Origin of the sequence: Natronomonas pharaonis DSM 2160 (genome assembly GCF_000026045.1) — an archaeon.
GTDB lineage: Archaea > Halobacteriota > Halobacteria > Halobacteriales > Haloarculaceae > Natronomonas > Natronomonas pharaonis.
In genome coordinates, this window is sequence record NC_007426.1 from 1,682,960 (window position 1) to 1,701,883 (window position 18,924).

General features: G+C 63.2%; 18 protein-coding genes. 8 read left to right on the forward strand and 10 right to left on the reverse strand.

Annotated elements, in window-relative coordinates:
* Window positions 1–14 precede the first annotated feature (14 nt).
* The 4 genes from NP_RS08615 to NP_RS08630 all read right to left on the reverse strand — a co-directional run bounded on the left by NP_RS08615 (window position 15) and on the right by NP_RS08630 (window position 3,260).
* Window positions 15–1,037, reverse strand: a complete 1,023-nt coding sequence (locus tag NP_RS08615; RefSeq protein WP_011323454.1) for a DUF4350 domain-containing protein — start codon at window positions 1,035–1,037, stop codon at window positions 15–17.
* Window positions 1,034–1,981, reverse strand: coding sequence for a S49 family peptidase (locus NP_RS08620; protein WP_011323455.1), 948 nt, complete (start codon window positions 1,979–1,981; stop codon window positions 1,034–1,036). The genes NP_RS08615 and NP_RS08620 overlap by 4 nt, the downstream gene beginning before the upstream one ends.
* A gap of 72 nt (window positions 1,982–2,053) precedes the next feature.
* Window positions 2,054–2,617 (reverse strand): helix-turn-helix transcriptional regulator, encoded by a 564-nt coding sequence (locus NP_RS08625; protein WP_011323456.1) that lies wholly within the window; start codon window positions 2,615–2,617, stop codon window positions 2,054–2,056.
* Window position 2,618: 1 nt separating this feature from the next.
* The gene (locus tag NP_RS08630; RefSeq protein WP_011323457.1) at window positions 2,619–3,260 is read right to left on the reverse strand and encodes a hypothetical protein; all 642 of its coding nucleotides are present in this window, start codon (window positions 3,258–3,260) and stop codon (window positions 2,619–2,621) included.
* A 209-nt stretch (window positions 3,261–3,469) separates the two neighbouring features.
* On the opposite strand from NP_RS08630, the gene NP_RS08635 reads away from it, so the two are divergent.
* Complete coding sequence (locus tag NP_RS08635; RefSeq protein ID WP_011323458.1) at window positions 3,470–4,396, forward strand: hypothetical protein; 927 nt, start codon at window positions 3,470–3,472, stop codon at window positions 4,394–4,396.
* 18 nt (window positions 4,397–4,414) lie between these two features.
* Here the strand turns inward: NP_RS08635 and NP_RS08640 are convergent, their stop codons facing one another.
* Entirely contained in the window at window positions 4,415–5,158 is a 744-nt protein-coding gene (locus NP_RS08640) for a hypothetical protein (protein WP_011323459.1), read from the reverse strand.
* Window positions 5,159–5,395: 237 nt separating this feature from the next.
* Between NP_RS08640 and gyrB the strand changes: the two genes are divergently transcribed.
* The 3 genes from gyrB to trpB all read left to right on the forward strand — a co-directional run bounded on the left by gyrB (window position 5,396) and on the right by trpB (window position 11,023).
* Entirely contained in the window at window positions 5,396–7,315 is a 1,920-nt protein-coding gene (gyrB, locus tag NP_RS08645; RefSeq protein ID WP_011323460.1) for a DNA topoisomerase (ATP-hydrolyzing) subunit B, read from the forward strand.
* Window positions 7,312–9,777 (forward strand): DNA gyrase subunit A, encoded by a 2,466-nt coding sequence (gene gyrA, locus NP_RS08650; RefSeq protein ID WP_011323461.1) that lies wholly within the window; start codon window positions 7,312–7,314, stop codon window positions 9,775–9,777. Before gyrB ends, gyrA begins: the two co-directional genes overlap by 4 nt.
* Before the next feature lie 76 nt (window positions 9,778–9,853).
* Complete coding sequence (trpB, locus tag NP_RS08655) at window positions 9,854–11,023, forward strand: tryptophan synthase subunit beta (RefSeq protein ID WP_011323462.1); 1,170 nt, start codon at window positions 9,854–9,856, stop codon at window positions 11,021–11,023.
* An 8-nt stretch (window positions 11,024–11,031) separates the two neighbouring features.
* On the opposite strand, the gene NP_RS08660 is transcribed toward trpB, so the two are convergent.
* The gene (locus NP_RS08660) at window positions 11,032–11,949 is read right to left on the reverse strand and encodes an NAD-dependent epimerase/dehydratase family protein (RefSeq protein WP_011323463.1); all 918 of its coding nucleotides are present in this window, start codon (window positions 11,947–11,949) and stop codon (window positions 11,032–11,034) included.
* A 167-nt stretch (window positions 11,950–12,116) separates the two neighbouring features.
* Between NP_RS08660 and NP_RS08665 the strand changes: the two genes are divergently transcribed.
* The gene (locus tag NP_RS08665) at window positions 12,117–12,656 is read left to right on the forward strand and encodes an Rrf2 family transcriptional regulator (RefSeq protein WP_011323464.1); all 540 of its coding nucleotides are present in this window, start codon (window positions 12,117–12,119) and stop codon (window positions 12,654–12,656) included.
* Between the two features lie 180 nt (window positions 12,657–12,836).
* Window positions 12,837–14,003 (forward strand): NAD(P)/FAD-dependent oxidoreductase, encoded by a 1,167-nt coding sequence (locus NP_RS08670; protein WP_011323465.1) that lies wholly within the window; start codon window positions 12,837–12,839, stop codon window positions 14,001–14,003.
* A 24-nt stretch (window positions 14,004–14,027) separates the two neighbouring features.
* Here the strand turns inward: NP_RS08670 and NP_RS08675 are convergent, their stop codons facing one another.
* The 4 genes from NP_RS08675 to NP_RS08690 all read right to left on the reverse strand — a co-directional run bounded on the left by NP_RS08675 (window position 14,028) and on the right by NP_RS08690 (window position 17,313).
* Complete coding sequence (locus NP_RS08675; RefSeq protein WP_011323466.1) at window positions 14,028–14,831, reverse strand: nucleoside phosphorylase; 804 nt, start codon at window positions 14,829–14,831, stop codon at window positions 14,028–14,030.
* Window positions 14,828–15,220 carry a cytidine deaminase gene (gene cdd, locus NP_RS08680; RefSeq protein WP_011323467.1) on the reverse strand — a complete coding sequence of 131 codons (393 nt, stop codon included), beginning with the start codon at window positions 15,218–15,220 and terminating at the stop codon, window positions 14,828–14,830. The genes NP_RS08675 and cdd overlap by 4 nt, the downstream gene beginning before the upstream one ends.
* Before the next feature lie 37 nt (window positions 15,221–15,257).
* Entirely contained in the window at window positions 15,258–16,604 is a 1,347-nt protein-coding gene (locus tag NP_RS08685) for a phosphohexomutase domain-containing protein (protein WP_011323468.1), read from the reverse strand.
* An 82-nt stretch (window positions 16,605–16,686) separates the two neighbouring features.
* A complete protein-coding gene (locus NP_RS08690) occupies window positions 16,687–17,313 on the reverse strand; it encodes an RAD55 family ATPase (RefSeq protein WP_011323469.1) in 627 nt (208 codons plus the stop codon).
* Window positions 17,314–17,505: 192 nt separating this feature from the next.
* Between NP_RS08690 and pyrB the strand changes: the two genes are divergently transcribed.
* The gene (pyrB, locus tag NP_RS08695) at window positions 17,506–18,408 is read left to right on the forward strand and encodes an aspartate carbamoyltransferase (RefSeq protein ID WP_011323470.1); all 903 of its coding nucleotides are present in this window, start codon (window positions 17,506–17,508) and stop codon (window positions 18,406–18,408) included.
* Window positions 18,405–18,866 carry an aspartate carbamoyltransferase regulatory subunit gene (gene pyrI / locus NP_RS08700; RefSeq protein ID WP_011323471.1) on the forward strand — a complete coding sequence of 154 codons (462 nt, stop codon included), beginning with the start codon at window positions 18,405–18,407 and terminating at the stop codon, window positions 18,864–18,866. Before pyrB ends, pyrI begins: the two co-directional genes overlap by 4 nt.
* Window positions 18,867–18,924: the final 58 nt, after the last annotated feature.

The window sequence follows — 18,924 nt, forward strand, 5'->3', positions numbered from 1 at the left end:
TTAGACTCGAACAGCTACGGCTGAATCGGCTCTACGTCGACATCATCATCAGGGTCACCAGGTGGTGCGGGGCCGGGTTCGGGCTCGTCATCGTCATCGAGGTCCATCGTCACGGGGCCGCCGGTGACGAGGTAGTCGGCGACGTTGCCGACGAGCACGTTGTTGTCCGCTCGCTTGGCGTTTTCGGGCGACATGAAGCTCGAATCGCCGACAAGGGCGACATCGCCGCTGGTCGCAGCGACCGTGTAGCTGCCGGTCTCGCGGGTCGTCGAAATCTGTGCGCTATCGCTCGTCTCGAAGGTGCCGCTGCCGTCCGAAGCCCCAACGGGGGCGGCACCGCGGAAGACGGCCCGGTCGACGCCGTCGGTAAGCGGCGAGCCATCGGCCGGCTCAACGAAGACGCTCAGGTAGTTGTGGTCGTTTTCGGCCATGTCATAGACGTAGCCGAAGTCAGCATACAGGCCGAACGAGGAGCCGACGTCGGTGGCCGGACCCGCGCTGCCGGGGTTGGCGGTAAGGACGACACGGCCGCCGGAGTCGGCGAACTCCTCGACGGCGTCGGTTTCCTCGCCGGAGAGCATTCCGACACCGGTCGAAATGAAGCCGTCCGCCTCGGCGAGTGTCTCGTCGAGCGGGCCGTCTTCAAACTCGTCTTGGTAGAAGACGACCTCGTGGCCGTTCTCGGCGAGCGTCGACGCTAGCGGACTGATATCGCGCTCGGCACCGCCGATGCTGCCGACAGACGCTTCATCAAGGTCGGTGTCGTCTTCGATTGGCATGGCGATGCCACCACCGGCCGGGACGCTCGGCGGCACGTGGACGACAACGGTGTTTTCCGCCTCGAAGCTATCCATCGCGATTTCGCCACCGGTCTCAGCGCCCTCCGGGGCGACTGCATCGAGGTTCCAGTGGTCCTCTTCGACCTCTGGCTGTTCGCCGACCATATCAAGGCCGATGCTACCGACGACTACAGCGCCGACAGTAACTGCGAAGACGAGCACGAAAACCCCGACGAGCGAGCGACTATCGGAGCTCATGCATCAACACCTCCGTCCGCATCGGCACCAACCTCGGACGGCTCCGGACCGGTGTAACTAACCGGTTCTAGTTCCGTCCCGACGGTTTCTTCCCACACCTCGGGGGCGACAGCCAAGATGAACGCATCGTTCAGTGTCTCGTCGTTTTCGGTAACGACAATGTCGCCGTCGTCTTCGATAAGCGGCATTCCGACGCCGACTCCGTCGGCGCGGTGGGTCTCGACGGAGTACGTTCGGAGGCCGGCCTCGTCGGCCGCATCCTCGATAGCATCATCAACGAAGCCAAAGTCGTCAGCATAGCCGTTGTTGACGGCTTCAGTACCGAGATAACTGTTCGCGTGGGCGATTTCCTCCCGGTCGAGTTCGATTTCGTCGCCACGTTGTTCGATGACGCTCTCAACGAAGAGGTTTGCCAGTATCTGCTGTTGCTCGCGCTGCTGTTCCGTGCTCGGGCCTCGCTTGTCCGGCCCGGTCGTCCCGGCGTTCGGGCCGGACGGGCTCGGCGCGGTGCCGGCAACGCCGACGCTACCGACAGCCTGTGCGGAGGGGGCGACGTATATCTCGTCGGCGGGTGCCATCGAGAGGTACGCCCCCGACGCGCCCATCGTATCGACAGTCGCGATGACCGGCATCTCCTCGGATGTCCGGTCGACGGCTGCGTATATCCGTTCGCTCTGGGCGGGGAGGCCGCCGCCGCTTTCGACTTCGAGAACGACGGCTTCGACGGCGTCGTCCTGTCGTGCGTCACGGAGTTGGTCTTCGACATCTTGGGCCATGTTCGTCTCGATGGGGCCCTGCATCTCGATGACGACGACGGTGTCGCCATCGTCGGCAACGAAGCTATACACCTGCGGTGCGGCAAGCACACCGGCGGCGATAGCAAGGAGTACCACGAGGGCAACCTGCTGTCTGCCGCTGAGTTTGTTTAGGGGACCAATCGGCATGCGTTCCGACCCTGTGGTCGATGACGTATTAATTACGGGGCTTTCGAGCGGACAGAACGCACACCACAGGGGCTACTGCAACACGACCACGTTGCCCATTCCGCGCCGTTCGCGGTCAAGTAGCCCGCGGGATTCGAGGTTGCTAAGCGTCCGGCTCACCGTCGCCTTCGAGAGGTCGGTCCGCTCGACGATTTCTCGCTGGGCGATTTCACCGTCGGCCTCCAACGCTGTCTCGTAAACAATCCGTTCCGTGTCCGCCAGCCGTGCCGCCGTCTCCTCCCAGCGGGTCCGCCGAGCCGTCTCGTCGGCGCTTTCTGACGCTCCGGGGCCATCACTTGTCCCCGCTTCCGGACTGTCGGCAACCGCCGTTTCGAGGCTACGTTTCTCCTCGCTGTCGGACGGATAGGCATCGAGCGCCAGAAACGCCGCCGACGCGCCAAACACGGCTGCTGAGACGGCGACGACGATGGCATCCCTGTAGCGAAAGTAGTAGCCAACCGTCTCAAGAGCGGCATCGTCGCCGCCAGCGACGACGAGTTCGGGTGGATTCAAAAGCTGGACTCCGAGAGCGAACGTAGAGACGACGAGCAGAGCGGCAGCAACCAGCCGGCCGTCTCGGAGGGCGTTCGGGAACATCTTAGTTGACGACTTCAAGCTGAAGGATTCGGTCGACAGTCTCTGCATTGAGGTCGACGACGGCACGGTACTCGTCGGGAGCGTCGACGGGTTCAACGACGACGAGTGCGCGACGGTCGTCGTACCGCGGCCCGACCCGTTCGAGCGCGATGGAGGACCCCGTGGTATCGACCGAGCGGAACGTCGAATTGACGGCCCCAGCGGGGGGTCCGGCATCGATATCGGAGCGACGTAGCTGTCTGTCGACCGGTTCGTCGGCGCGCAGGGGCGCGACATCGACGGTCACCCCGTCGGACGTTTCGAGCTGTTCGGCGAGTGTCGCATCCGAGACAGCGATTCGAGCGGCAGCCTCACGCTGACTGTCGGTCAACGCTCCGGACTCTTTCGGTCGCGTCGTAACCGCGAGCAGGCCGCCCGTATCGGTGATTTCAATCCGTCCGGCGGCCGTCGCGTCCGCTACCGGTGTCCGGTCGCCGCCGGCGTCGGCGAACACGACCGCCCCGTCGTCGACCGTAACCTCGCCGGCTGTCGCTGTCGAGAGGCCACCGGCAAGACCGGCGGCGCTGACGAAGCCAGCGAGGCTGACACCCAGAACGGCAAGCGAAACCACAAGCGCGAGCCGGGGGAGGGGGACCGGCACCATCGTTTTCCATACCTTCCAGCACCGGTATGAAAACTCCGATTCACCTCGGGATGAAACACCTGAAACGCGTTCGAAACGCCGCTGAAACGTGTTTCACACCTCTTTCCAACGGGGATTAATGAGGGGTTTCAACCAAGGTCTCGATGCGGTAGTCACTCGGACGGCGACGCGGAACCGCCGGGGGACTGCCGCCCTGAACTGGTCTACCCATGCAACGAGACTACCGCTACACCGTCTACGTGCTCGCCCTTGCGGCGCTTGTGACCCTCGCTACTGCGGGGCTCACAGTCGCCGGGAGTGCGAGCACCTCCGACCCCGCTGACGCATCGCTTGCGGAAACCGACTTCGAGATCGTCGACCACGACGACACGCTCACCGACGAGGAGACGGATGAGATATCCGACCTCGTGCGTGAGACCGAGCCCCTCCAAGAGCACTTCGACGGTGTTGACGCCCTCCAACTCGATATCCACCAGTCGAAGGCTCTCGATGACGGAGCGTTCGTCCCAATCGAAGGCGAATACACCGTCAAGCTCTCGCCCCCCAGTGACGACCGCCCCCTCCCGAGTGCGTCGCTGTCCGTAAACGTGGATGAGAGCGCGCTCGTCATCGACAGAACCATCGCCCCGATTGATGACGTGAATGTGACCGTCGAGGATGACGGCCACCTGAGCGACGATGAAATCGACCAGCTCACGGGAGCACTGCCCGACGACGGCGATGTGGCCTACCAGATTCAAACGTTCCTTGGCGAGCCGGATACCGTCGAGATGGCAGTGACTGACCGTGACGGCGACGAGGTTGACGCCGACGTGACGGTCGACGGCGCGTCCGATACCGTCCACGTGACTGTCGATATCGACGAAGAAACGGTTCTCAGTAACCACGTCGCGATGCAACTCGATAGCGACGAGCTCGACGAAGAGGATGACCTCACCCTCAACGTCGATATGTCGGCTGATACCGATACGGACGGCGCTGCCGACGAGAGCGACGAGACCGACGCCGAAGCGGAGAACGTTGACACGGACGAACGCGAGGAAATCACGGTCGAAATCGTCGATGATGACGGTCTCGAAGATGCCGGCGACGAGTTTACCTTTACTGTTGTGACCGAAGACGACGGCGACGAGTAGCCACAGCAGAGGCGTTCTTCACCGCCCGCTCTCATCGTCACTACCGGAGTCCGGGGGGCTACCGAACAGTATCCGTTTGAGTGACGCAAGGCCGTCCCCCCTCGTCGCTCCTTTCGATATTCGAACCCCCGAAAACGAATCGTCGTCGGCGTCCTGAAACGCTCCGCCAAGATGGTCCATATGATATGCTAGCCTGACGAGCCACACGACGGGGATTGTAAAGGCGATAAATAACCCGACAGTGGCCACTGTTCCGAGTGCGGCACCCCCGACAGCGATGCCAGCGACGACGTATGCAAACGAGACAATGACGAGCAGTACCGTCGCGCTGGCGAGCATATCGTTGACCGCTGTCACTTGGGCGTTGTACTCTATCCAGCGACCGTAGCTCCGGAGCAGCCGTTCTTCGAACGCTTCATCGCTGTCAGTGGTGAGTGCCTGCTCGACGGCCGCCGCATCGAGTCCTCCACGGAGATTTGAGGCAGTGTAGGTGACGCCCGCGAGCCCAGTTGACACAAAAAGCAACAGTCCGCCGGTCACGGTGAATACGTTGAGAAACACCGCCGCCTCGAACTCCGTCTGCACCAACACCGACCCTGCCGTGACCAGAATCCCGATGAGAAGGAGATTGGCCTTTAGAATCTCGACCGCTTTGGCGTCGATTTCCTGTATGCGGGAAACCTGATACTCGAAGGTCGTGTGGAGCTCCTCCCTCGTTAGCTCGCGTGTTGACCGAATATCGTCCGTCTCGCGGTCGCTCATACTCCACGTAGCGCAACGGGATACTTAATACACCGCTCGGCGCGAAAAGCGAGCGGACGAAGGAGTTCCTCAGTCCCCATGCCGTCGCTGGAGGACTGGGGCAACACGGCGACAGTGGAGACACAACGGTCGAACCGGTCACGACAGAACAGTAGGCCGCACTGGCCCGGGGCCGCAGTCTCGCGCGCGTACGGGAAGTTTATAACTGCAGGGTTGCAAGGTGGCGGTAAGAATCAGATGTCTCAGGATAGTGAATACAGTGCCGGACAGATTCAGGTACTGGAGGGGCTAGAGGCGGTCCGGAAGCGCCCGGCGATGTACATCGGGTCGACGGACACCCGCGGGCTCCATCACCTCGTCTACGAGGTTGTCGACAACGCCATCGACGAGGCGCTGGCCGGATACTGCGACACCATCGAAGTCGTCATCAACGACGACGGCTCGGTGACCGTCCGCGACGACGGTCGCGGTATCCCGGTCGATACCCACGAGGACCACGACAGACCGGCCGTCGAGGTCATCATGACCGTTCTCCACGCCGGCGGAAAGTTCGACAGCAAGTCCTATCAGGTCTCCGGTGGCCTCCACGGCGTCGGTGTCTCCGTCGTCAACGCCCTCTCGAAGTGGCTCGAAGTCGAAATCAAGCGCGACGGCCACGTCTGGCACCACCGGTTCGACCACGGGGAGCCGGAAAACGGGCTCGAACAGGTGCGGGAGATGGACCCCAACGAGTCGACGGGCACCGAAATCCGGTTTTGGCCCGACGACGACATCTTCGAGACGACCGACTTCACCTTCTCGACGCTGGAGTCGCGGCTCCGCGAGCTGGCATTTCTCAATCCCGGCGTCGGTATTACCATCCGCGACGAGCGCCCCGAGGAGCCGGACGCGTCGACGTTCGAGTATGACGGCGGCATCCGAGAGTTCGTCGCGTACCTCAACGAGACGCGGGACGTACTCCACGAGAACATCATCTACTTCGAAGACGAAGAAGACGACATCCATGTCGAGGTCGCCATGCAGGCGACAGCAGGGGTGCAGGGGTCGATACACGCCTTCGCGAACAACATCAACACCCGTGAAGGCGGGACCCACCTGACCGGCTTCAAAACGGCGCTGACACGCGTCATCAACGACTATGCGACGAGCAACGGCATGCTGAAAGACCTCGACGGGAATCTCAAAGGCGAGGATATCCGCGAGGGACTGACCGCCGTCATTTCCATCAAGCACCCGGACCCGCAGTTCGAGGGGCAGACGAAGACGAAACTCGGCAACGGCGAGGTCCGAGGCATCGTCGAAAGCGCCGTCCACGAAGAACTCGCGACGCATCTAGAGGAGCATCCTGACACTGCCGAGGCAATCATCTCGAAGGCCGTCGAAGCGGCGAAGGCGCGGAAGGCCGCCAAGAAGGCCGAGGAGCTGACCCGCCGGAAGTCGGCGCTCGAATCCACAAGTCTCCCCGGCAAGCTCTCCGACTGCCAGACGAGAGACCCCGAGGAGTCGGAGCTCTTCGTCGTCGAGGGGGACTCGGCCGGCGGCTCGGCAAAACAGGGCCGCAACCCGGAATTTCAGGCCATCCTGCCGCTCCGCGGGAAGATTCTCAACGTTGAGAAACACCGCCTTGACCGCATCCTCGAAAACAACGAGATACGCAATCTCATCACCGCCGTCGGCACCGGTATCGGTGAGGAGTTCGACATCGAGGAAGCCCGGTATCAGAAGATTATCATCCTCTGTGACGCCGACGTCGACGGTGCACACATTCGGACGCTGCTCTTGACGTTCCTGTATCGACACATGACGCCGCTCATCGAGGCCGGCTACGTCTATGCGGCCCAACCACCGCTGTATCGGGTCCGGGACGGCGGCGACACGTACGACGCGATGACCGAAGCCGAACGCGACCGCATCGTCGAGGAGGTCTGTGACGGCTCGCCCGACCAGGTCCAGCGGTTCAAGGGACTCGGCGAAATGAATCCCAAACAGCTGTGGGATACGACGATGAACCCGGAAAACCGCATCCTCAAGCAAATCACCATCGAGGACGCCGCCGCAGCCGACCGGATGTTCAGCGTCCTGATGGGTGACGCCGTCGAGCCGCGCAAGCAGTTCATCAAGGAACACGCCGACGAAGCCGAGTGGATAGATATATGAGCTCAGATGTCCCCGACACGCCGGACGTGCCGGCCGAGGAGATCGAACCGGTTCGCATCGAAGACGAGATGGAGCAGTCGTACATCGACTACGCGATGAGCGTTATCGTCGGGCGTGCGCTGCCCGACGCCCGCGACGGTCTCAAGCCCGTCCAACGGCGCATCCTCTATGCGATGGAGGAGATGGGCGTTACGTCCCGGTCCGGCCATCGGAAGTCCTCCTCCATCGTCGGTGAGACGATGGGTAACTACCACCCTCACGGTGACTCGGCTATCTACGACGCGCTGGCCCGGATGGCACAGGACTTCTCGCTGCGGTACCCGCTCGTCGACGGACAGGGGAACTTCGGCTCCGTCGACGGCGACCCGCCAGCCGCGATGCGCTACACCGAGGCCCGGATGGCACCCATCGCCGAGGAGTTGCTGGCCGACATCGACAAAGACACCGTCGACTTCGAGAGCAACTACGACGACCGGCTGACCGAACCAGTCGTGTTGCCAGCCCGGGTGCCGAACCTGTTGGTAAACGGTGCATCGGGTATCGCCGTCGGGATGTCGACGAACATTCCGCCGCACAACCTCGGTGAGGTCATCGATGCCGCCATCCACCTCATCGACAACCCGGACTGTGCTGTCGCTGACCTCATTGACACGCCCGACTCGGACGGCTACATCAAGGGGCCGGACTTCCCGACCGGTGCCAACATCGTCAACCGCGAGGGCATCTGGGACGCCTACACCGAGGGCCGCGGCCGACTCCGGGTTCGCGCGGAGATGGACATCGAGCGGACCGACCGCGGCGGCGACCGCATTGTTGTCACCGAGCTTCCGTATCAGGAGAACAAGGCCCGCCGCATCGAACGCATCGCCGAAGACGTCCAAGAGGGCAAGATAGAGGGTATCCGCGACATCCGCGACGAGTCCGACCGCGATGGCGTCCGCGTTGTCATCGAGTGCAAGCGCGGATCCAACGCCGATGTCGTCAAAAACCAGCTGCTGGAACACCACCTCGAAAACACGTTCTCGATTATCTCGCTTGCGCTTGTCGACGACCAACCGCGCGTGCTGAACCTCAAGGAGCTTCTGGAGGCCTTCGTCGGCCATCGCCGCGAGGTCGTTCGCCGCCGCTCGCAGTTCGAACTGCAGGAAGCCAAAGACCGCGCTCATATCCTTGAAGGCCGGCTGGTCGCCCTAGATAACGTCGACGACGTCGTCGACCACATCCAGAACAGCGACGACCGCGACGCCGCAATGGCGGCGCTTCGGAAGGCCTACGACCTCTCTGAGGACCAAGCCGAGCACATCGTTCGGATGCAGCTCGGTTCGTTGACCTCGATGGAGGCCGGCGAAATCGAGACCGAATACGAGGATGTACAGGCGGAAATCGAGCGGTTGGAGACGATTCTCAACGACGAAAGCGAGCTGCTCGGTGTCATCAAAGACGAGCTTCGGGATATCAAAGCCGAGTACGCCGACGAGCGGCAGACGGATGTCATCGAGGACGCTGGCTCGGTCACTCGCGAAGACCTCATCGCCGAGGAGGAAGTCGTCGTTGTCGTCACCGAAGAGGATTACGTCAAGCGGATGCCGCTTTCGGAGTTCGACCCACAGCACCGCGGTGGCAAGGGTATCATCGGCTCCCGGCCGAAGGAAGGCGACCGCGTCTCGACGGTGTTTACCGCTTCGACGCACGATTACCTGCTCTGCTTTACCAACCAAGGGCAGGTCTATCGGCTGAAGGTCTTCGAACTCCCGGAGATGGGCCGGACCGCCCGCGGCACCTCGGCAGTCAATGTTCTCGACCTCAACGACGGCGAGGAGATAACGGCGGTCGTCAACACCGACGACATCGACGAGGGGTATCTTGCGATGGCAACCGAGGCCGGCTACGTCAAACGAACTGCCGTCTCCGAGTTCGAGAACGTCCACGCCGGCGGCATCCGGGCTGTCAGTCTCGAAGACGACGATTCGCTGGTCGACGTCGAAGTCACGGACGGCGATGGCGACCTGCTCGTCGGGACAAAGCACGGCATGACGATACGCTTCGACGAGTCCGATGCACGGCCGATGGGCCGGTCGGCTCGCGGCGTCAACGGCATCAAGCTCGAAGGCGACGACCGGGCCACAGGGCTTGTCGCCGCCAGCAGCGACGACGACCGCGACCTGCTGACGGTAACGAAGAACGGCTACGGCAAGCGGACGCCGCTGTCGGAGTATCGACGCCAGTCCCGCTACGGGAAGGGTCTCGTCGACATCAAGACCGACGAGCGGAACGGCCCGGTCTGTTCGCTCGACGCCGTCTCGGAAGACGACGGTCTAGTTATCATGAGCGAGTCCGGCCAGATTATGCGGACAACTGTCGATGAGATATCGACCGTCGGCAGAAACACCAAGGGCGTCGTCGTCATGTCAGTTGACGACGACGACCGCATCGCCGGCATCGACGTCGACAGCGCGGAGTGACCGGCGCTCGCGCCCATCGCTGACCGGCTCCGTTCGTCTCGCAACAGTTTTGTTCGGTAGCCCACAGCGTTCAGCCATGAGCGACACCGACGGGATGGGCGACCACGAGTTCGGCGACTTCGGCGGCCGCTACGTGCCGGAGCCGCTACAAGAGCCGCTGGAACAGCTCGCGGGGACGTTCGACGACATCGTCGGCGACGATGGCTTTCAGGCGGAGTTCCGCGACCTGCTCGGCGACTTCGCCGGGCGACCGACACCGCTGTACCACGCACGAAACCTCAGCGACGCCTACGGGGCGGACATCTACCTCAAGCGGGAGGACCTACTCCACGGTGGCGCACACAAAATCAACAACGCGGTCGGGCAGGCGCTCTTGGCAAAAAAGGCCGGGAAAGACCGCCTCATCGCCGAAACCGGAGCCGGTCAGCACGGCACCGCAACGGCGATGGCGGGTGCGCTTTTCGACCTCGACACGGAGATCTACATGGGGCGGAAGGACGCCCGCCGCCAGCAGATGAACGTGTTCCGGATGCGGCTGATGGGTGCTGAAGTGAATGAGGTCACCCGCGGTGAGGAAGGCCTCGCCGAAGCCGTCGATGTTGCCCTCGAGGACTTCGCCGAGAACATCGACACCACCCACTATCTGGTTGGCAGCGTTGTCGGCCCCGACCCCTTCCCGCGGATGGTACGGGAGTTCCAATCGGTCATCGGCAAAGAGGCACGCGAGCAGGCTATCGACCGGCTTGGCGGGCTGCCGGACGCATGTGTCGCCTGCGTCGGCGGCGGGTCAAACGCCATCGGGTTGTTCGACGCCTTCCGCGACGACGACGTCGCCTTTTACGGCGGCGAGGGTGGCGGGCAAGGCAGTGACTCCGGCAGTCACGCCGCCCCGCTGGCTGCCGGTACCGAGGATGTGCTCCACGGGATGCGAACCCGCGTTCTCGAAGACGACGCCGAGGTTCACAGCGTCTCTGCAGGACTCGACTACCCGGGTGTCGGCCCCGAGCACGCGATGTTCCGTGCGGTCGGTCGCTGTGAGTACCGCGCTATCGAAGACGACGAAGCGCTGACCGCCTTCCGGGACCTCTCGGAGCTTGAGGGTATCATTCCGGCACTGGAGTCGGCACACGCGGTTGCGCTGGCCGGACAGGTCGCCGACGAGACCGACCACGAAACCATCGTCGTCAACCTCTCGGGACGCGGCGACAAGGACATGCAGCAGGTCGCGGAGCTGCTGGACCTCTAACGTGTCGCTTAGCGGTACTGTTCGCAGACTCGCTTGACGCCCTCATCGAAGCCGACGGTCGGCTCCCAGTTCGTTTCCGACCGGAGTTTTGAACAGTCGGCACAGGTGTCGGTGACGTAGACGTCTTCCGGAATCGGGTTCTCGACGTATTTCGGCCGGATGTCGGCCCCGACCGTCTCGTTTATTTTATCGACGAGGTCGTTCAACGAGTATCGGTCGCCCGTCCCGACGTTGTAGACGCCATCAAGTGCAGCTTCAGCGGCCGAGCAGAGTGCTGCGACGACATCCTCAACGTGGATGAAATCCCGGGTTTGCGTTCCGTCGCCGTAGATGGCCGGCCGCTCGCCGGTCGCGATGTCGTCGACGAACTGTGCGACGAGGTTGGCGTACTCGCCCTTGTGCCCTTCCGCAGCGCCGTAGCCCTGATAGACGGAGAACAGCCGCATCCCGGCCAGCGACAGTCCGTAATGGTGGCTGAAATACTCCGCGTAGCGCTCGCGGGCGAGCTTCGAGGCCTCATAGCCCGAGTTCGCCGCGACGGGTGCGGCCTCAGTAGTCGGTTCCGAGCGGCTCCCGTAGACGGACGAGGATGAGGCGTAGACGACAGTGTCACAGCCATCAGCGCGAGCCTGCTCGACAACGTTGACGAACCCCTCGACATTGACGCGAGCGCCGCGTGTCGGGTCCGACTCGTGCATTGGATACGACGAAAGCGCCGCACAATGAAAGACAACATCGACATCCGTTGGAAGGTCGTCGTCAAGGACGCTTCGCTCGTTGAATGTGACGGCCGACTCGAGGTTTTCTGGTGTCCCGAGATAGCAGTCGTCGACGACAACGACATCGTTTGTAACCGACAGCCGGTTCGCGAGCGTGGACCCAATAAAACCCGCTCCGCCAGTAACGAGCACGCGCTGGCCGTCCATACCGAGGCCGGCGAGCGGCCGATAAAAATGCGTACCGGAACGCGCTACGGGGCTAACGTGCTCTGATACCGCTGTGTGCGGGTCTGAGGCTGCCGACAGCGGTTCCAGCCGAATCGTCTCCGTCACCCACCGTCGCATTTAAGATTAGAACTACCAAAGGATAGGTTATGTCATCTATTGAGCTCACCCCGAGCCAGAAGACGATTCTTCAGGAGCTAATCAATCTCTACCGAGAGTCGGAAAGCGCCGTCAAAGGCGAGGACATCGCCGAGAAGGTCGACCGGAATCCGGGGACAATCCGCAACCAGATGCAGAGTCTGAAAGCGCTACAGCTCGTAGAAGGGGTACCAGGGCCGAAAGGAGGATACAAGCCGACAGCGACGGCCTACGACGCGCTGAAGATACAGGAGATGGAGCAGGCCGCCGACGTGCCGTTCAATCACGAAGGCGACCTCGTCGAAGAGGCGAACGTACAGGAAATCGACCTCACAAGCGTCCATCACCCCGAGCTGTGCCGCGCCGAAATCAAGCTACAGGGCTCGATGGCGGACTTCGAGGAAGGCGACAAGATCAGCGTCGGTCCGACGCCGCTTTCGAAGCTGCTCATCGAGGGTGAGCTCGAAGGAAAGGACGACACGAACAACAGCCTCATTCTCACTATCGACAACATGGCGGCCCCGGCCGGCGACGAGGACCCGCTCCACTGATACTGGCAGGTATTTCTCGTCAGCGACACCCGCCATTCAGGCAGCGGTGTCGTGCTCTCTCCATCGCTTCGAGCACACAGTTCGGGTAGCGACCGATGCGAGCGAGCGACGGTCCGGGCAAAATTTTTCTCGGAGGCCGGTTCCAACAGGTTTGTATCGGTGGACAACGCACACCAATCTATGACGGACGATGTCGTCGTGCTCGGGTCCGGTTATGCCGGCACCGGCGCAATCAACTCGCTCGAATCGGAACTCGACGGCGAAGCGGACATTACCTGGATCTCCGACGTCGACCACCACCTCGTGCTCCACGAGTCCCACCGCTGCATCCGGGACCCGGACATTCAGGAGAAGATCACCTTCGACGTTACCGAAATCAAGTCCCCTTCGACTCGGTTCGTGCAGGGCCGCGTCGAGGACATCGACACCGACGAACGCGTCATCACACTCGATGACGACTCCACGGTCGAGTACGATTACCTGCTCGTCGGTATCGGCTCCCAGACCGCCTTCTTCGGCATCGACGGCCTCGAAGAGCACTCGCTGACGCTCAAGACGCTCGACGACGCCCTCGAAATCCACGAGGCTGTCTCCGAAGCCGCACGGGAGGCGTCCCGTAACGACCCGGCACAGGTCATCGTCGGGGGAGCCGGTCTCTCCGGCATTCAGTCGGCCGGCGAAATCGCCGAGTACCGCGACAGCAACCGCGCACCGCTTGAAATCCACCTTGTGGAGGGACTGGACAACGTCTTCCCGAACAACGACCCGGTCGTCCAGGCCAAGCTCCGCAAGCTGCTCGAGGACAAGGATGTCCAGATTCACACCGGCGAGTTCATCGGCGAGGTCGACGACGACACCGTCTACGTCGGCGACGAGAAGGAACTCGACTACGACGTGCTGCTGTGGACCGGCGGTATCACCGGCCAAGACGCCGCCGAGACCGCCAACGTCGACAAGGACGACCGAAGCAACCGCATCGAGGCCGCCTCGAACTTCCAGACCTCCGACGAGCGGGTCTTTGCCATCGGCGATGCGGCGCTTATCGACCAGCCCGACCAAGACAACCCCGCGCCGCCGACAGCACAGGCCGCCTGGCAGGCTGCCGAGGTTGCCGGCGAAAACATCGCCCGCGAGATCCGCGGCCAGCCGCTAACCGAGTGGGAATACGAGGACAAGGGGACGCTCATCTCCGTCGGCGGCAAGGCTGTCGCTCACAACGTCAAGGGCCTGCCGGTTGATACCTTCGGCGGCCCGGCCGCAAAGGCGCTGAAAAAGACCGTCGCCGCACGCTGGATTGCGAAGGTCACCGGCTTCTCGGACGCCGCGAAAGCCTTCCCCGACATGTAAGCGACGCCCGGCGCAGCCGGGCACTCAGTGGTCGTCGAGGGATAGGCCTGCATGCCAGCGGTCGACGCCGGCCGCGTTTTTGAGTCGGTCCATCTTCGACAGCAGCGCCGCCGCCAGCGAGGCAGTCTCGGCGGCCTTCTGTTGGCCGTCGGTGCGAAACTCCCCTGTTGTTCGGTCGGCGTAGACGGTACAGACCGCGCCGGCACGGAGCCCATAGAGCCCAGCGAGCGTTAACACCGTGCTTGCTTCCATCTCGAAGTTCAGGACCCCAGCTTCCCGAAGCGCTTCGAGTTCCGCTTCAGCCCCGGCGGCACGGAACCCACCAACCCCATCCCGCGCCTGTCCGGCGTAAAACGAGTCCGTCGAGCAGGTGACGCCAAGGTGATACTCGTGGCCCAGCCGTTCAGCCGCAGTTACCAGTGCAGTTACCACTTCGTCGTGGGCGCTCGCAGGGTAGTCCGCTCGGATGTACTCATCGCTCGTGCCTTCCTTTCTGACCGCCGCAGTCGTGATGACCAGGTCGCCAACCTCGACCTCCGGCTGAATCGTGCCACAGGAGCCGACGCGGATGAACGTCTCAGCGCCGACGCGCGCGAGCTCCTCGACGGCGATGGCGGCCGACGGCGACCCGATGCCGGTCGAGGTCGCCGCCAGCGGCTCGCCGTCGTATTCGCCAGCGGCGGTCCGGTACTCCCGGTGGTCCGCCAACGGTTCCGCGTTGTCCCAGCAGTCGGCGATGATATCGATCCGGTCGGGGTCGCCCGGTAACAGCACGGGACCGTCAACATCGCCGTCGGAGAGTTCGATGTGGTACTGGTCGTCGCTCATTGGAGGTGGGAAGCGGTGATGGTCTCGGGAAGCAGTTCGCCGAGGGTGTATTCGACGCGACCGTCGGGGCCGTCACAGATGATTCGGAGGTCGTCGCCGCAAAACTCCGCCAGCGACTGCCGACACATCCCACAGGGGGTGACGCCGTCCCGGCGTGCGGAGCTGACCGCGATGCGGTCGAACGACCTGTGGCCGGCCTCGACCGCCTTCGACAGCGCCAGCTCCTCGGCGTGGACGCTGTTGGAGTAGTTCGCGTTCTCGATGTTACAGCCCGAAAAGACCGCTCCGTCGGCGGTCGCTATCGCAGCCCCGACGTAGTACTCCGAATACGGCGCGTACGATTGTTCTACTGCTTTTCTGGCCGCATCGATGAGGTCGGCATCGTCCATGCCGGACCCACTCGCCCGGCAGGCAAATAGCTCCGGGCTAGTCCGCCTCGGCGACCGCAGAGCGGACGACAGCGGCGACGTCGTCGACCAGTGCATCGACGGATTCGCTTTCCGCGTAGAGCCGGAGATACGGCTCGGTGCCGCTCGGACGGACAAGCACCCACGAGCCGTCATCGAAAGCGAGGCGGACGCCGTGGTCGGTCGTCGCTGTTGCCTCGGGGAACTGTTCGGGAAGCCGGGATTCGAGCAGCGACATCGCCCCCGACTTGTCTTCGTCCGGGCAGTCGACGTTGTGCTTCCGGTAGGGTCGTTCGGTAATCGGCTCGCGGAGCGGCTCGATACCGCGGTCAGCGACGAGTGCCCCCAAGACGGCTGCGCTTGCAACACCGTCTATCCACGGTCCGAACCGGGTATGGGTGTGCTTCCATGGCTCGGCGGCGAAGACGACGGTCCCCTCGCCGGCGCTTGCGTCGGCGATGCCCTCGTGGAGCGCGCCGAGCCGGACGCGCTCGACGCTGCCGCCGGCGGCTTCGACAGCCTCGTCGATGCGGCCGGAGGCGTTCGGCGTCGTCACGACGACCGGCGATGGCTCGGATGCCTGTGCTGTATACCGCTTTGCCAGAATTGCTAACACCGTATCTTCATGGACGACATCTCCGCTGCTGTCGATAACTACGATGCGGTCGGCGTCACCGTCGTGGCCGATACCGAGGTCGAACTCGCCGTCAGCGACGAACGTCCGGAGTGCTTCGAGGCTTTCTGCGGTGGGTTTGGACTCCCGGCCAGGGAAATGGCCGTCGACGTTGGCGTTGAGAGCCACGATTTCGGCACCCAACTCGCGAAGCACCTGTGGTGTCGCGTGGCTCGCCATCCCGTTGCCGCAGTCGACGGCCACGCGAAGCCCCTCACAGTCGCCGAAGGATGTCTTGACGTATTCGACGACTGCGGTTCGGTACGCTTCGAGCACGTCCATGCGGTAGCTGTCTCCCCACTCGTCCCATTCGACCGGCGACGGGTCAGAGAGGACGCGCGACTCGACGCGGCGTTCGGCGTCGCGGTCGTACTCGGTGCCGTCAACGAAGAACTTCAGCCCGTTGTCGGCCGGCGGATTGTGGCTCGCAGTCACCATGATGCCGCGGCGGCCGCGAGAGGCGTAGGCGAGCGTCGGCGTCGGGACAGCGCCGAGCCGGTAGACATCGGCCCCACCGCTTTCGAGCCCCGCCTCAACGGCGGCGGCGAGTGCGGGACCGGTCTCTCTCCCGTCCCGTCCGACGACGAACGTCGCCCCGTCTTCGGCGGCCGCTCGTCCGGCAGCGAGCGCGAGCGACGGCGTCACGTCGGTTTGTGCGGCGCCACGGATACCGGCCGTTCCGAACAGGTCCATACCGGTGTCTACGAGCCGGGGAACTTGAAAGGCTACTGTCGGCACACGGAGCGCGGGGAGGTGGCCGCTTCTGTCGTACAGGTCAGGCGATGTCGCGGCTGGTGTCGATGTCAACCTCGGCGGCGAGGTCGAGTTTGAGGACATCCGAGAGCGCCCGCCCGCCGCGGAACTTGGGGACGGCGAGGCGATTCTCGACGCGGTCCCCGGCGATAGTCGTCTCCAACTCGAAGACGACATCCGCCATGTGCGCTGTCGTGTCGCGCAGCCGTGGCACGTCGCGGCCGTCGAGGCAGTGGAGTACGGCGAGCCCTTGGGTGTTCGTGACGTGATTTTTAAGCTCGTTGAGGAACTTCCGGTACCGGGCTGCCTCGTTCCGTTCGAGGGGGTCAACGGGGTCGACGATGAGATTCGCGCCCTCGGGGAGCGCCGAAACGAGCTTTGCAGCGTTGTCAAGCGGCGCTTCGCCGGCGACATCACGGACGGTCGGCGACCCGGTTTCCGTCGGCGCGTTGTCGATACTCGTTGCAACCGCATCGCGGGTTCGGTCGATGGAGAGATAGAGCGTCTCGCGGGTCGCCGTCAGCTCATAGAGCAGTAGCTCCGCCTGACTGGCTGGTGCAGCCGCGAGCGCAACGACGCTGCCTGGCGGAAGGCCCCCTTCGAGCTGCCTATCGAGGGCATCGACGCCGGTTCGGAGACGCTCTGGCATCACCGTACTGTTTTCGGCAGAGCCGATTAAGCGTTCCGGCGGTTGGACCCGTTTTCCCGCCGTCCCGCCCGTATCAGTCGGCTATCCGACTGGCGTCTGCTGTCTCCGCGTGGCTGGTTCGACCACGGCAGGAGTGGACACACGGCCGTCCGGGTCGGGGGATTCAAGAGTGTTCGCGCCGGCATTCCGGTAATGCGCCACGACCATCTGCTCAGTGCGAAACAGCTCTCGCGTGGCGACATCGAAGGGGTGCTCGACCGCGCGGCCGAGATCGCGGCCGACCCGGACGCGGTCGCGGAAAAGCACAGCGACAAGCTGCTCGGCCTGCTGTTCTTCGAGCCGAGCACCCGAACGAAGATGTCGTTCGACACCGCGATGAAGCGGCTCGGCGGCGACACGGTCGATATGGGGAGCGTCGACTCCTCGTCAGTCAAGAAAGGGGAAAGCCTCGCCGACACCGTCCGTGTCATCGAGGGCTACACCGATGCCATTGTCCTCCGGCATCCCTCCGAGGGGTCGCCAAAGCTCGCAAGCGAGTTCGTTGACGTCCCGGTTATCAACGCCGGCGACGGGGCTGGCCAGCACCCGACACAGACCCTGCTCGACATGTACACCATCCGCGAGAACGCGGGGCTCGACGACCTGACAATCGGTATCATGGGCGACCTGAAATACGGCCGGACCGTCCACTCGCTGGCCCACGCGTTGACAAACTTCGATGTCAGCCAGCACTTCATTAGCCCTGAAAGCCTCCAACTCCCGCGGAGCGTCCGGTATGACCTCCACGAATCGGGCGCGCAGGTACGAGAGCATACGGATATCGAGAGCGTTCTCGAAACGCTCGATGTGCTCTACGTGACCCGCATCCAGCGGGAGCGGTTCCCGGACGAAAACGAGTATCGACAGGTCGCCGGCGAATATCGCATTGACGCAGACCTGCTCGAATCAGCGAAAGACGACCTGACGGTGATGCATCCGCTGCCGCGGGTCAGCGAAATCGCAGCCGATGTCGACGAGACCGAGCACGCAACCTACTTCAAACAGGCACACAACGGCGTCCCGGTACGGATGGCCCTACTCGATGAAATGCTATGACAGACACTGAACTCCGCGTCTCGAAAATCCAGAAGGGTACCGTCATCGACCACATCGCCGGCGGTCAAGCGCTGAACGTCCTCGCCATTCTCGGCATCGACGGCACCTCCGGCGACGAGATTAGCGTCGGAATGAACGTCCCCTCCGACCGACTCGGCCGGAAAGACATTGTGAAGGTCGAAGGGCGAGAGCTGAGCCAAAACGAGGTCGATGTCCTGTCGCTCATTGCGCCTGCAGCGACCATCAACATCGTCCGCGATTTCGAGGTTATCGAGAAACACCGAGTTACACGTCCGGAGACGGTCGAAGGCGTTCTTTCCTGTCCGAACGCCAACTGCATCACGACTGAAAACGAACCGGTCGATTCCCGCTTCGAGGTGCTCGAAGCCGGCGTCAGGTGTTCCTACTGCGGGACGATAATCCGGGAGTCGCTCGCGGCCCATATCAGCGTCGCCTGACCGCAGTCGGGGACGCGCTCTGCGGGGGAAAGATTATATCGGCGGCAGCCGAATCGGA